The organism is Streptomyces sp. NPDC004838 (assembly GCF_053600955.1).
The window spans coordinates 25,037-38,725 of record NZ_JBSGAW010000037.1; the positions used below are offsets into that span (position 1 = coordinate 25,037).

9 protein-coding genes and 1 pseudogene are annotated in these 13,689 nt (G+C 73.2%); 5 read left to right on the plus strand and 5 right to left on the minus strand.

The window, feature by feature from the left end; all coding sequences use genetic code 11:
• Positions 1–526: 526 nt before the first annotated feature.
• From ACWEFL_RS31835 to ACWEFL_RS31845, 3 genes and pseudogenes are all read right to left on the minus strand, one after another.
• Positions 527–1,207: pseudogene (locus ACWEFL_RS31835) on the minus strand (transcriptional regulator); the annotation flags it as partial.
• Positions 1,204–1,713 (minus strand): hypothetical protein, encoded by a 510-nt coding sequence (locus ACWEFL_RS31840; RefSeq protein ID WP_451719371.1) that lies wholly within the window; start codon positions 1,711–1,713, stop codon positions 1,204–1,206. The pseudogene ACWEFL_RS31835 and the gene ACWEFL_RS31840, both read right to left, overlap by 4 nt.
• A gap of 315 nt (positions 1,714–2,028) precedes the next feature.
• Complete coding sequence (locus tag ACWEFL_RS31845; protein WP_451719374.1) at positions 2,029–3,621, minus strand: diaminopimelate decarboxylase; 1,593 nt, start codon at positions 3,619–3,621, stop codon at positions 2,029–2,031.
• 101 nt (positions 3,622–3,722) lie between these two features.
• Here ACWEFL_RS31845 and hutU point away from each other — a divergent pair, with 101 nt between their 5' ends.
• From hutU to hutI, 4 genes are all read left to right on the plus strand, one after another.
• Positions 3,723–5,414, plus strand: coding sequence for a urocanate hydratase (gene hutU, locus ACWEFL_RS31850; RefSeq protein ID WP_451719376.1), 1,692 nt, complete (start codon positions 3,723–3,725; stop codon positions 5,412–5,414).
• A gap of 227 nt (positions 5,415–5,641) precedes the next feature.
• Positions 5,642–6,841: an allantoate amidohydrolase gene (locus ACWEFL_RS31855; RefSeq protein ID WP_451719475.1), complete on the plus strand. Its 1,200-nt coding sequence runs from the start codon at positions 5,642–5,644 to the stop codon at positions 6,839–6,841.
• On the plus strand, positions 6,823–8,175 hold the full coding sequence (locus tag ACWEFL_RS31860; protein WP_451719379.1) for a formimidoylglutamate deiminase: 1,353 nt from the start codon (positions 6,823–6,825) through the stop codon (positions 8,173–8,175). The genes ACWEFL_RS31855 and ACWEFL_RS31860 overlap by 19 nt, the downstream gene beginning before the upstream one ends.
• A gap of 396 nt (positions 8,176–8,571) precedes the next feature.
• A complete protein-coding gene (gene hutI, locus ACWEFL_RS31865; RefSeq protein ID WP_451719382.1) occupies positions 8,572–9,813 on the plus strand; it encodes an imidazolonepropionase in 1,242 nt (413 codons plus the stop codon).
• 119 nt (positions 9,814–9,932) lie between these two features.
• Here the strand turns inward: hutI and ACWEFL_RS31870 are convergent, their stop codons facing one another.
• Together ACWEFL_RS31870 and ACWEFL_RS31875 are read right to left on the minus strand one after the other, a co-directional pair.
• A complete protein-coding gene (locus ACWEFL_RS31870; RefSeq protein ID WP_451719385.1) occupies positions 9,933–10,841 on the minus strand; it encodes an NAD(P)H-binding protein in 909 nt (302 codons plus the stop codon).
• Positions 10,842–11,290: 449 nt separating this feature from the next.
• The gene (locus ACWEFL_RS31875; protein ID WP_451719387.1) at positions 11,291–12,421 is read right to left on the minus strand and encodes an oxidoreductase; all 1,131 of its coding nucleotides are present in this window, start codon (positions 12,419–12,421) and stop codon (positions 11,291–11,293) included.
• Between the two features lie 288 nt (positions 12,422–12,709).
• Here ACWEFL_RS31875 and ACWEFL_RS31880 point away from each other — a divergent pair, with 288 nt between their 5' ends.
• Positions 12,710–13,594, plus strand: coding sequence for a sigma-70 family RNA polymerase sigma factor (locus tag ACWEFL_RS31880; protein ID WP_451719390.1), 885 nt, complete (start codon positions 12,710–12,712; stop codon positions 13,592–13,594).
• Positions 13,595–13,689 lie beyond the last annotated feature (95 nt).

Below are 13,689 nucleotides of genomic sequence, written 5' to 3' on the forward strand. Positions count from 1 at the left end.
GGAATACCAGTCCGTCGAATCCGGGACCGCCCGCTGTCCGCCGGTGCGCCTCCGTACCGTCCGGCGCGCGGCCGTGGGCTTCGGCTCCGGCCGCGGCTTGCCGATCGTGGGTTCCGGGGCCGGTGCCTCCCGGTGCCTGCCGGTACGTCTCGGCGCCGGTCGCTTCCTGTCGGTACGTCTCGGTGCCGAGTGCCGCTTGCCGGTGCGCCTCCGGATCGTCCGGTGCCTGCTCGCGCGTTCCCGTGCCGTCGTCCGGCAGTCGGCCGCGCCTGCCGGCGCCCGTACCGGTGGCGGTGTCCGTGTTGGCGCCCGTGCCCGTACGGCCGTCGGGGCGAGGGCCGCGGAAGCCGATGCTCTCGGGGCCCCGGCCCGAAGGCCGCGCGTGCCGGGGCGAAGCCGTGCCCCCGGACCCGTACGCCGTCCCGGTCCCAGTCCCGGCACCGGACCCGTACGCCGTCCCGGTCCCCGTCCCGGCTCCCGATCCGTACGCCGTCCCGGTCCCGGCTCCCGACCTGTACGCCGTCGCGGGCACAGGCACCAGCACAGGCGTGGGCGCGGGCGTGCCGATCAGGCCCTCAGCGGCGAGCCTGCGCACCTCGATCAGCGTGTTGAAGGCGGGGCGTCCCAGCTTGCGGGCGATGGCGGCCGGAGTCCGCACCCCGTCGGCCAGCTCCAGCAGCGAACGCCGCAGCGGACTGACCACGCGCCCGCGGAGCTGGGCCCGTACGGCGACCGGCGCGGTGTCGACCGAGGCGTGCGGCCATACGGAGTTCAGCAGCCGCCCGCGCCGCAGCGCCTCGCGCTCCACGGCCCTGGTCGGCACCGGCCGCACCCGGCCGAGCCAGTGGTGGACGCCGTAGCGGAACCGGGTCGGCCCGCCCGCCGGTCCCAGCGCGAAGTAGGCCGCGTCGTACAGCGCGGCGAGATGGCAGATCTCCATCTCCCCGTCGGCGACCTGGCCGCTGTCGACCAGATAGCGGGCGACCCCGTTACGCGCGCCCGCCTGGGCGACGGCGTCCTCCCAGCGGTCGGGCCGCAGCCGCCCGCTCGCGGTCAGCAGTACGTCGAGGCCCGGCGCGGCGGGGGCCTCGGCGTGCACGACCTGACCGTCCACCAGATACAGCGCGCCATGGTCGCGGATCAGCACCCCGGTGGCCCGCTCGTCCGCGAGCCTGACGAGCATCGGGGAGACGGCGGCGGCGCTCATCCGAGCACCAGCCTCTCGGCGAGGTTCTGCATCCGCATCCTGGCGAGCGCGAGATTTCCGAGGTCCCGGTCGAGCCAGAGATGGAGGAAGACGCTGCTGTCGAAGGTGGTCTCCACGAAGCGCACCACGTGGTAGCAGGTCCGGGTGGTGACGATGAAGTCCTCGACGAGGGGCCCGTCGTCCTTGGCGGCCGGATTCTCGTGGGCCGGACCAGCTCCTGACGGCCCGTCTGTAGTGGGCGGATAGACGGCGGGTGCCGTTTCGTCAGGTACCGTGCCGGAGGGTGCGGCTGCGATGGCCGCCCTCGGGGTCAGCAGCGCGAAGGCCGCGTACTCGGTTGCCACCCGCGACAGTTCGGCGGTCTCCGCCGCCATCGCCTCGTGGTCGCCGCCCGGCGCTTCGCCGACCGTGCCGAGGGAGAGCCCGCTGACCCAGTCCACGATGGACGCCCCGCGCGCACCCGGCACCAGCATGGCTTCCAGCAGACACTCGTCGATTCCGGGCACGTCGCTTCCCTTCTCCGCCTCCGGCGGTCCGCGCACTGATGTGCGGGCCTGTGACGGAAAGGTTACGCAACGTTGCGGGTGTCGTGGGGAGTTGTGGCAAATTCCATCGGAACTTGCCACTGTCCCGATAAGGTTCGCTCACCAGTCGTCAGCTTTTGTCGTTTCAGAGCTGGACCCCTGGGGGCCCGCGCTCGAACACACCCTATCTGGCCAGGGGTGTTGTGCGGAATGGGGTCCTCCGGAAAAACATGTAAAGATCATCTAAAACGACTTCAGGTGCTACCCGTCCACCGCTCCGGGCCTCCCCCGCCGCGCCTACAGCAGGGCGTCCGCGAGGCCGCCGCCCGACTCCGCGACGATCTCGGCGAGGCTCTGCGGAGCCCGTACGAGGGAGAATCGCACCGATTCGTCCCGCGCGGTGGTCTCCGCGCCGCCGGTCGCGCGCCCGTCCGTGACGTCGTTCCCGCGCTGGTTCCGGTCCTCGTTCCCGCGCTCGTTCCCGCGCTCGTTTCCGCGCTCGTTCCCGCCGAGGCTCCCGGCCCCGCTCCCGCTCCCGCCCTCGTTCCGGCTCCCGCTTCCTGCTGCGGCCGTGTCGAACCCGTACACCCCCGGCCGCGGCAGGCTGTTGTACCCGTAGTGGTTGGAGAAGTAGTACGCCCCGGTGTCGAGCACCGCGACCACATCGCCCTGCTCCAGCAACGGCAACTTCCGCGCCTCGGCCAGCAGGTCGCCCGCGAAACAGGCGGGCCCCGCGATGTCCTGCGCCACGGGCTCGCCCGGCTTGGGGAGCCCCCCGGCGTCGTACGCGACGATCCGCAGCGGCCAGGAGGCCGGGTCGTAGACGGTACGGGTGGCGACCTGGACGCCCGCGTGGGTGACCGCGATGGGGCGCGAGCCCGAGACCTTCGCGTACTCGACCCGCGTGAGGATCGTGCCGTGCTTGGCGAGCAGCGCGCGCCCGAACTCCGTGACCAGCCCGTACCGCCCGTCCAGCAGGCCGGGGACCCGCTCCTTCAGCAGCGCCGCGTACGCGGCGAAGGTCGGAGTCGTCTCGTCGGAGGCGAAGTTGACGGGGAGTCCGCCGCCGATGTCGATCGTGTCGACCTGTCGACGCCCGGCCGCCGCGTTGATCTCCTCGGCGAGCGCGTACACCTCCCGTACACCCTCGATCATCCGGTCCAGCGGAACGCCCTGCGAGCCGGAGTGCGTGTGCAGCCGCGTCAGCCAGGGCCGGTCCAGATACATCCGTACGACGGCCTCCCGCGCGCCCTCGTCGCGCAGCGCCACCCCGAACTTGGAGGTCGCGGTGGCGGTGGACAGCGCGCCGATCGACCCTCCGCCGATCTGCGGATTGACCCGCAGCCCCAGCGGGGAGGCCGTGCCGCGCGCTGATTCCGTGCCCCCACGCGAGCCCGCGCCGCCCGCCGAGCCCGTACCGCCTCCCGAGTCCGTACCGCCTCCCGAGTCCGCGCCGCGTGCCGAGTCCGCGCCGCCCCCGGCCACGAGCGCGTCGATCCGGGCCAGCTCCTGCGGATTGTCGGCGTTGACCGCGATCCCCAGGGCGAGCGCCTCGCGCAGCTCGCCCGGCGTCTTGGCGGGCGAGTCGAGGACCATGCGGTCCGCGCCGAAGCCCGCCGCGCGCGCCAGCGCCAGCTCACCGGGGCTCGCGACCTCCGCGCCGATGCCCTCGGCGTTCAGCAGGGCCAGTACGGGCACCAGGGGCGCGGCCTTCACGGCGAAGGCGTGCAGGACGGGCGCGTCGGTGACGGCGGCGAAAGCGTTCCGCAGGGAGGCGGCCGAGGCGCGCACACCGGCCACGTCGAGGAGGGCGACGACGGGCTGCTCCTCGCTGAGAAGTCCCCGCTCGACGGCTGCCCGGACGGCTTGATCACGGCGTTCCACGGTCATGCGGGCAAGCCAATCACCCGGCCTCCTCCGGCGCGACCTGTTGACTAGAACTATTCAGGGGATCAGGATGTGAATAATTCGAGTCGCGAGGAGGCGTCTCCATGTCAGGACCCCGCCCCGTACGGGCGCCGCGCGGTACGGAACTGAGCGCCTTGGGATGGCAGCAGGAAGCCGCCCTCCGCATGCTTCAGAACAACCTCGACCCCGAGGTCGCCGAACACCCCGACAAGCTCGTCGTCTACGGCGGCACCGGCAAGGCGGCCCGCGACTGGCGCTCCTTCGACGCCATGGTCCGCACGCTCAGGACCCTCAAGCAGGACGAGACGATGCTCGTCCAGTCCGGCCGCCCGGTCGGTGTGATGCAGACCCACGAATGGGCCCCACGCGTCCTGATCGCCAACTCCAACCTGGTCGGCGACTGGGCGAACTGGGAGGAGTTCCGGCGGCTCGAGGCCCTCGGCCTGACCATGTACGGCCAGATGACCGCCGGCTCCTGGATCTACATCGGCACCCAGGGCATCCTCCAGGGGACGTACGAGACCTTCGCGGCCGTCGCCGCCAAGCTGCACTCCCTGGGCAAGGGCGCGGGCGGCCCGGCCGGCGGCTCCCTCGCCGGGACGATCACCCTCACCGCCGGCCTCGGCGGCATGGGCGGCGCGCAGCCCCTCGCCGTCACCATGAACGACGGCGTGGCGATCTGCGTCGACTGCGACCCCCGCGCCATCGACCGCCGTATCGAGCACCGCTATCTCGACGTACGCGCCGATTCGCTGGAACACGCCCTCCAGCTCGCGACCGACGCCCGCGACGCCCGCCGCCCCCTCTCCATCGGCGTCCTCGGCAACGCGGCGGACGTGGTTCCCCGGCTGCTCGCGATGGGCGCGCCCATCGACATCGTCACCGACCAGACCAGCGCCCACGACCCGCTCTCATACCTCCCCAGCGGCGTCGACTTCGCCGACATGGCCTCGTACGCGGCCGAGAAGCCCGCCGACTTCACCCGGCGGGCGCGGGAGTCCATGGCCCGTCACGTCGAGGCGATGGTCGGCTTCATGGACGCGGGAGCGGAGGTCTTCGACTACGGGAACTCCATCCGCGGCGAGGCCAGGCTCGCGGGCTACGACCGGGCCTTCGCCTTCCCCGGCTTCGTACCCGCCTACATCCGGCCGCTGTTCTGCGAGGGCAAGGGCCCGTTCCGCTGGGCGGCCCTCTCGGGCGAGGCGTCCGACATCGCCAAGACGGACAAGGCGATCCTGGAGCTGTTCCCGGAGAACGAGTCCCTGCACCGCTGGATCAGGCTGGCGGGCGAACGCGTCCACTTCCAGGGGCTCCCGGCCCGTATCTGCTGGCTCGGCTACGGCGAACGCGACCGGGCGGGCGAGCGCTTCAACGACATGGTCGCGAGCGGCGAGCTGGCCGCGCCCCTCGCCATCGGCCGCGACCACCTCGACTGCGGTTCGGTCGCCTCCCCGTACCGCGAGACCGAGGCGATGCTCGACGGTTCGGACGCGATCGCCGACTGGCCGCTGCTGAACGCCATGGTGAACGTCGCCTCCGGCGCGTCCTGGGTCTCCATCCACCACGGCGGGGGAGTGGGCATGGGCCGCTCCATCCACGCGGGTCAGGTGACGGTCGCGGACGGCACGGAGCTGGCGGGCGAGAAGGTGCGCAGGGTTCTGACGAACGATCCGGGGATGGGCGTCATCCGGCACGTCGACGCGGGGTACGACCTGGCCGAGTCGGTGGCGGAGGAGAAGGGCGTACGCGTACCGATGGGGGAGGGCTCGGAGTGACCACTCCTGCGGCGGACGGCTCCTCCGGTACGGGGTCGGACGCGGGCCGAGGCGGGGCCTCCGGTACGGGACCATCCGGTACGGGGTCGGACGCGGGCCGAGGCGGGGCCTCCGGTACGGGATCCAGTACGGGCGCGGGCCGAGGCGAGGGCCCCGGCCCCGGCTCCCGTACCAGCCCCGGCCCCGGTACTGACTCCGCTCCCGGCCCCGGCCCCGGCTTCCACGCCATGTGGCGGCAGCTCGCTCCCGTCGGCCGCGACCGGCACAGCCACGGCTACCGGCGCTTCGCCTGGACCGGCGCGGACGCCGACTGCCGGGCCTGGTTCCGCGAACAGGCCCTCGCGCGCGGGCTCGCCTACGAGACCGACCGCAACGGCAACCAGTGGGCCTGGCTCGGCGACCCGGCCGCCGGGGACGCCGTCGTCACCGGCTCGCACCTCGACTCCGTACCGGACGGCGGTGCCTTCGACGGCCCGCTCGGCGTCGTCTCCTCCTTCGCCGCGCTCGACGAACTCCGGGGCCGGGGAGCGGAGTTCACCAGACCGGTGGCGATCGCCAACTTCGGCGACGAGGAAGGCGCGCGCTTCGGACTCGCCTGCGTCGGCTCCCGCCTCACCGTGGGACAGCTGACGAAGGAGAAGGCGTACGCGCTGAGGGACGCCGACGGCGTCACCCTCCCGCAGGCCATGGAGGCGGCGGGCCACGACCCCGACGCCATCGGCCCCGACCCCGAACGGCTCTCCCGCATCGGCGCGTTCGTGGAACTCCACGTCGAACAGGGCCGCGCCCTCGATCTGTCCGGAGCCCCCGTCGGCATCGCCTCCGCGATCTGGCCGCACGGCCGCTGGCGGTTCGACTTCCACGGCGAGGCCAACCACGCGGGCACCACCCGCCTCGCCGACCGCCGCGACCCGATGCTCACCTACGCCGAGACCGTCCTCACCGCCCGCCGCGAGGCCGAACTCGCGGGCGCGGTCGCCACTTTCGGCAAGGTCTCCGTCGAGCCCAACGGCGTCAACGCGATCCCGTCCCTCGTCCGGGGCTGGCTCGACTCCCGCGCCACGGACCAGACCACCCTCGACACGGTCGTCGCCGCGATCGAACAGGCCGCGCGGGACCGCGCCCGGAACGACGGAGTGGACCTCACCGTCGTACGGGAGTCCTTCACCCCGGTCGTCGAGTTCGAGCACGCCCTGCGGGACGAGCTGAACCGCGTCCTCGGCGGACGGATCCCCGTCCTCGGCACGGGCGCGGGACACGACGCCGGAATCCTGTCCGCCGCGGTCCCGGCCGCCATGCTGTTCGTACGGAACCCCACGGGCGTCTCGCACTCCCCGGCCGAGTTCGCGGCGGAGGACGACTGCGTGGCCGGGGTGCTGGCGCTCGCCGACGTACTGGAGGGCCTGGCATGCAGGACGCACCCGTGACCTACTGGGCGGAGTACGCCTGGCTGGACACCCATGTCGAGCCGGGCGTCGCGCTGGACGTACGGGACGGCCGCGTCGCCGCCGTACGCACCGGGACCGAGAGCCCCCCGCCGGGCGCGGAAGTACTGCGCGGCCTGACGATCCCCGGCCTGGCGAACACCCACTCGCACGCCTTCCACCGGGCGCTGCGGGGGAGTGCCCAGGTCGGCACCGGCACGTTCTGGACCTGGCGCGAGATCATGTACGACGTCGCCGCCCGGCTGACCCCCGACAGCTACTTCGCGCTCGCGCGAGCGGTGTACGCGGAGATGGCGCTCGCCGGGATCACGGCGGTGGGCGAGTTCCACTACCTCCACCACGGCCCCGGCGGCGTCCCGTACGCCGACCCCAACGCGATGGGCGAAGCCCTCATCGCGGCGGCGGCCGACGCGGGCATCCGCATCACCCTCCTCGACACGGTCTACCTCCACGGCGGCCTCACCCGCGACGGCTACCGGCCCCTCGAGGGACCGCAACTGCGGTTCGGCGACGGCTCGGCGGACGGCTGGTACGAGCGCTGGTCCCGGCTCAAGCCGAGCGGGCACGCGCTGATCGGCGCGGCGGTGCACTCCGTACGGGCGTTCTCGACGACCGACGGGTACGAGGAGTTCGCGGCCCGCACCGACGGCGTACCCGTCCATGTGCACCTCTCCGAACAGCCCGCCGAGAACGCGGCGTGCCTCGCCGTCCACGGCTGCACGCCGACGCGGCTCCTGGACCGCGCCGGCTTCTGGAAGCCGACGACGACGGCCGTCCACGCGACGCATCTCACGGACGACGACATCCGGGTCCTGGGCGCGGCGGGGGCGGGCGTCTGCATGTGCCCGACGACGGAACGCGACCTCGCCGACGGCATCGGCCCGGCCGTCGCCCTCCAGCGCGAGGGCTCCACCCTCTCCCTGGGCAGCGACAGTCACGCCGTCATCGACCTCCTGGAAGAGGCCCGCGCCCTCGAACTGAACGAACGCCTCCGCACCCGCACCCGAGGCCACTGGACCGCCGCCGCACTGCTGCGCGCCGCGACCGCCGACGGCCACGCGGCCCTCGGCCGTCCCGACGCGGGCCGCCTGGAGCCCGGCGCGCTCGCCGACTTCACCACCCTCGCCCTCGACACCGTCCGCACCGCGGGCCCGGCGGCGCGGCTCGGGGCGGAGACGGCGGTGTTCGCGGCGACGGCGGCCGATGTCCGCGATGTGGTGGTCGCGGGCCGCCGGGTGGTCCGGTCCGGGGCGCACGCTCTGGTGCCGGACGCGGCGTCGGAACTCGCCGCGACGATTGCCGCGTTGCGGCGGTGAGGGCGGGGTGTCGGAAGCCGGTCCCGTCGGCGTTCGGGGCGCGGGGCGGTCCTCGTTCGCGGGACGGGGGACGGGGGACGTGACGGGGCCTGGCAGGCCCGGCCGTCCCACGGCCACGCGGCCCGGACCACGATTCGGGTCCGTTCACAGACGCCGGACGGGCTGGAGGCGGCGGGTTCTGCGCGGGCTGGCGGGTTCGGCTTGCCGGAGTGGCTGGATGCGGTCGGTCCTCGCCGGGTCGCCGGGTCGGGGGTTTCCGGGTCGCGGGTCGCCGGGTCGCGGGTCGCCGGGCGGTCCGGTCTGGAGCCCACGCTCCGGTGCCGGACGCGCCGTAGGAGACCGCCCCGGCCAAGGGAAGGGCGGGGGACACCTCGTAGTACTCACGGAAAGGGAGCCATGAACACCGACACCCCCACCAGCAGCGGCAGCGCCCCTCGCACCACCACCGGTCGCGACAGCGACCCCCGCACCACCCTTCTCACCAACATCGGGAGCCTCGTCACCAACGACCCTGAGCAGGGCGACCGTGACACCCACCCCCTCCACCTCGTCGAGAACGCCGCCGTCCTCATCGAGGGTGACCACATCGCCTGGACCGGCCCCGCCGCGACCGCCCCGGCCGCCGACGAGGTGTACGACGCCGAGGGCCGAGCCGTCGTCCCCGGCTTCGTCGACTCGCACTCGCACCTCGTGTTCGCGGGCGACCGGACCCAGGAGTTCAACGCCCGCATGTCCGGCCGCCTCTACGAGGCGGGCGGCATCCGTACGACCGTCGCCGCCACCCGCGCCGCCACCGACGAGGCGCTGGAGGCGAACCTCGTCCGCTATCTCGGCGAAGCCCTCCGCCAGGGGACGACGACGTTCGAGACGAAGTCCGGATACGGGCTCACCACCCACGACGAGGCCCGCGCGCTGAGGATCGCCGCGCGGCACACGGACGAGGTGACCTATCTCGGCGCGCACATCGTCGCGCCGGAGTACGCGGACGATCCGGCCGCCTACGTGGAGCTGGTCACAGGCGAGATGCTGGACGCCTGCGCGCCCCACGCCCGCTGGGTCGACGTGTTCTGCGAGACGGGCGCGTTCGACGGGGACCAGGCGCGCGCGATCCTGACGGCGGGCCGGGCGAAGGGGCTCGTCCCCCGCGTACACGCCAACCAGCTGGGTCACGGCCCCGGAGTACGACTCGCCGTGGAACTGGACGCGGCCAGCGCGGACCACTGCACCCACCTCACCCGGCAGGACGTCGACGCCCTCGCCGACGGGAACACGGTCGCGACCCTGCTGCCGGGCGCGGAGTTCTCGACTCGGGCCGAGTGGCCGGACGCCCGGCGGCTGCTGGACGCGGGGGTCACCGTCGCACTGTCGACGGACTGCAATCCGGGCTCGTCGTTCACCTCGTCCATGCCGTTCTGCGTCGCCCTCGCCGTACGCGACATGGGGATGACCCCCGACGAGGCGCTGTGGTCGGCCACGGCGGGCGGTGCGGCGGCCCTGAGACGTACGGACATCGGCCGGATCGCCCCCGGCGCACGGGCCGACCTCGTGGTGCTGGACGCGCCGAGCCATGTGCATCTGGCGTACCGGCCGGGGGTCCCTCTGGTGCGGGACGTATGGCGTCACGGACGCCGGACCTGAAACCCGCCGCGCCCCCGTCCGCACGACGTCGGGGGCGCCGGACGCCAGGAAAACCGGACGCCAGGAAAACCGGACGCCAGGAACGCCAGACGTCGGGAACGCCAGACGTCGGGGACGGGTCAGGGCCGCAGATGCCGGTAGACGCCGGGGTTGGCCCGCAGGAACTCGCCGAAGCTCTGGGCCGGGTGGCCCGCCAGCTTGGGCACGGCGTCGGAGACGGTCGCCATCTCGCCCGCCGCGATGGCCTCGTACGAGGTAACCCAGCCGGTCACCTCCCACTCCTCCGCGCCGTAGCCGGACCGCGAGGCGTACGCCTCCTCCTCGCTCTCGGGCACATAGGTCACCGTGCGCCCGGCGAACCTGGTCAGTTCGGCGGCGGCCTCCGCGAGGGTGATCGCCGACGGGCCGGTCATCTCGTACGTCACCGAGTCATGGCCGTCGCCGAGGAGTACGCCGACCGCCGCGTCCGCGACGTCGTCGTGTGCGACCGCCGAGACGCGCCCCTTTCCGGCCGGCCCCCGGATCACCCCGTCCGCCCCGGCCATGCCCGCGAGCGCGGCGAGGTAGAAGCTGTCGCGCAGGAACGTGTGGCGCAGCCCGGACGCGCGGATGTACTCCTCCGTGTGCCAGTGGTCGCGGGCGAAGGTGAAGGTGGCCTCGGGCGACGCCCCCAGGAACGACAGGTACACGATCCGCTCGACCCCGGCCGCGACCGCCGCGTCCACGGCGGCGGTGTGCTCGGCGACCCGGCCCGGCGACTCGTGCGCGGAGACCAGGAACAGGGTCCGCGTCCCGTCACAGGCGCGCCGCATCGCTTCGCCGTCCCCGTACGCGGCGGCCGGGGCGATGGAACTGCCCGCGAGCCGGGGCAGCCGCGCGGGGGCGCGGCCGAGGAGCCGGGTCGCGGCTCCCCGCTCGGCGAGCCGGCGCGCCACCCGCCCGCCGATCTTGCCGCTCGCTCCGGTGACGGCGATGACATGGGAGGTGACGTGGGCGGGCGCGGGTGCGGGGGTGGGCTCTGACGGCATGGGGTCGGTCCTTCAGCGGTAGACGGCGGCGTAGGGGCGGGGCGTTCGGAGTACGGGCGGGCGTATCGAGCGCAAGTCTGGCCCAGAGGCGTACGACCGCAGCGCACACCGGGGTTGGCCGACAGGAGTGTCGGCCGTGGCAGGTCGGGGAGCCGGTGGGCGCGGCTGGGCGGCGCGGGAGTCCCGGTGGGCGCGGCGGGAGCCGGACGCGATGGCTCCGGGTACTGGCGTGAAGTCGCCAGAACCGCCTCCGACCAGGCAGAACCGCATGTTCGACATAGACCGGACCGGTGGAACGCCCGCTCCCGCGGCCGCGGATGTCAGTGGGCCGATCTACGGTCATTTCCATGTTGCGATCAATGTTGCGATCCATGCAGGCGCTCGTCTACGTCCATCCGCCCGCCCTGGATTCGGGAGCCCGTCCCGCCCGCCCGCCGTGCGCGTCCTTGTTATCGGGCGTCGTCGTGCCAGCCGCCCATCGGGTAGTCGAGGTAGCCGTCCGCATTGCCCGAGTAGTACGTGGACGGGTCCCCGAGCGTCAGGTCGCGGCTCAGCGCGAAGCGGGCGACGAGGTCGGGGTTGGCGATGAAGTGCCTGGCGAACGACACCGCGTCCGCGATCCCCGCCTCGATGACCGCGTTCCCGGAGCCGTGGCCGAAACCGAGGTTGGCGATCAGGGGGCCGTCGAACAGCCGTCGGTAGCGTGCGAACGCTTCAAAGTCGGGTGCGTCGCCCGGATCAGTGAGCTGCCGCCCCTGGAGGTGCAGATACGCCACGGGACGGTCGCGCAGCTCCGCCACCAGCTCGTCGTAGTCCGCGAGGGTCCGGTCGTCGGGGGTGAACAGCTCGCCGACATTCCAGTAGGGCGAGAGCCGGACACCGATGTTCCGTCCGTCCCACGGGACGGCGACGGCGTCGATGATCTCCAGCAGCAGGCGTCGCCGCCCGGCTGCGCTCCCGCCGTAGGAGTCGGTGCGGTGGTTCAGACGGGGGTTGAGGAACTGCGGTATGAGAAAGGGGCCGACGGCATGGATCTCGACCCCGTCGAACCCCGCGCGCCGGGCGTTCGCCGCGGCCGAGCGGTAGTCCGCGATCGTGCGCTCGATGTCCGGGACGCTCATCTCGCGGGGGACGACCGTCTCCCGGAAGCCGTCCGCGGTGAAGGACATCTCCCGAGGGTTGACGGCGGACGGCCCGGCGGGCAGTTCTCCCCGGAGGAGATCAGGGTGCGATACGGCCCCGCTGTGCCAGAGCTGGAGCACGATACGGCCGCCGAGCGCGTGGACGACGTCGGTGACGCGCCGCCACCCGGCGACCTGCTCCTCGCTGTAGACGCCGGGGACGTTGGCGAAGCCGATGGCCCGCTCACAGACCCAGGTCCCCTCGGTGATGATCAGCCCGGCGGCGGCCCGCTGGGCGTAGTACGCGGCGTGCAGCTCCGTCGGCACCAGCCCGTCGTTGGCCGCGCGGGCACGGGTGGCCGAGGCCATCACCACCCGGTTGGGCAGCGAGAGGTCACCGAAGTCCGCCCGCCGCAGCAGCGGCTGGTCGAGGGCGGTCGGCTGAACGGTGTTCGTCATGGATATCTCCTCATCATGGGTTTCTCCTGCCGCCGAGGCCGAGGCCGAGGCCGGAGCAGGGATCGGGGCCGGGGCCGGCGAAGGCCCGGTCGGTCCGGGCCCGGCCAGTCCGGTCAGGTCCGGCGCACGAGGGGTGTACGCGCCGTACACCTGGAAGGGCCGTATGCCTGGAAGGGCCGTACGCCGACAGGAAGGCGGCAGGACGGTGAGGCCGCCGGGCGGGACGGTCACATCGGCCGCGCCCGGTGCCTCATAAGATCGACGCACCGCGAGCGGGAAAGGTGACCGATGGACGAGCGGGACGGGCTGGCGGAACGCTTCGAGACGCACCGGAGCCGTCTGCGAGCGGTCGCCTACCGGATGCTCGGCTCGCTCACCGATGCCGACGACGCGGTCCAGGAGTCCTGGCTGCGCCTCAGCCGTGTCCACGCCGACGACATCGAGAATCTGGCGGCCTGGCTGACGACGGTCGTCTCGCGGGTCTGCCTCGACATGCTCCGCTCCCGCGCGTCACGGCAGGAGGATCCGGTCGGGCAGTGGATGCCCGACCGGATCGCGGACCTCGGCGACGGAGGCGACCCCGAGCACGAGACCGTGCTGATCGACTCGGTCGGCCGGGCGCTGCTCGTGGTGCTGGACACCCTGGGGCCGGCGGAGCGGATCGCGTTCGTCCTGCACGACATGTTCGCCGTGCCGTTCGGCGAGATCGCTCCCATCGTGGAACGCTCGACGGCCGCCACGAAGAAGCTCGCCAGCCGTGCCCGCCAACGGGTGAAGGGCTCGGCGGCGCTGCCCGTGGCCGATCTGGCCCGGCACCGGCTGGTCGTCGACGCCTTCCTCGCCGCGTCGCGCAGCGGCGATCTGGACGCGCTGCTGGCGGTGCTGGACCCCGACGTCGTACGCCGGGCCGACCGCGCCGCCCTCCCGCCGGGCGTGGCGACGGAAGCGCGCGGCGCGCGGAACGTGGCGGAGGAGACCATGGTCCTCGGGCGGATGGCTCGGTTCGCGGAACCGGCGCTCGTGAACGGAGCCGTGGGGGTCGTCGTTGCCCCGCACGGACGGCTGATGCGCGTACTCGCCCTCACGATCGAGGGCGGAAGGATCACGGCGTACGAGGTGATCGCCGATCCCGCCCGTCTGCTCCGGCTCCACCTGGCTGTTCTCGACGCGTGACGGAACGGCCCACCCGCACGATCCGCCGCCCCCGCACGATCCGCCGCGCCCGCCGCCCCCGTGCGTGCCCCCGCACGATCCGCCGCGCCCGTGCG

What these genes read in the sequence shown, in the direction of transcription:
- ACWEFL_RS31845 (WP_451719374.1), bottom strand. Translation starts at nt 3,621, where the DNA reads ATGACCGTGGAACGCCGTGATCAAGCCGTCCGGGCAGCCGTCGAGCGG.
- hutU (WP_451719376.1), top strand. Translation starts at nt 3,723, where the DNA reads ATGTCAGGACCCCGCCCCGTACGGGCGCCGCGCGGTACGGAACTGAGC.
- ACWEFL_RS31855 (WP_451719475.1), top strand. Translation starts at nt 5,642, where the DNA reads ATGTGGCGGCAGCTCGCTCCCGTCGGCCGCGACCGGCACAGCCACGGC.
- ACWEFL_RS31860 (WP_451719379.1), top strand. Translation starts at nt 6,823, where the DNA reads ATGCAGGACGCACCCGTGACCTACTGGGCGGAGTACGCCTGGCTGGAC.
- hutI (WP_451719382.1), top strand. Translation starts at nt 8,572, where the DNA reads ATGAACACCGACACCCCCACCAGCAGCGGCAGCGCCCCTCGCACCACC.
- ACWEFL_RS31870 (WP_451719385.1), bottom strand. Translation starts at nt 10,841, where the DNA reads ATGCCGTCAGAGCCCACCCCCGCACCCGCGCCCGCCCACGTCACCTCC.
- ACWEFL_RS31875 (WP_451719387.1), bottom strand. Translation starts at nt 12,421, where the DNA reads ATGACGAACACCGTTCAGCCGACCGCCCTCGACCAGCCGCTGCTGCGG.
- ACWEFL_RS31880 (WP_451719390.1), top strand. Translation starts at nt 12,710, where the DNA reads ATGGACGAGCGGGACGGGCTGGCGGAACGCTTCGAGACGCACCGGAGC.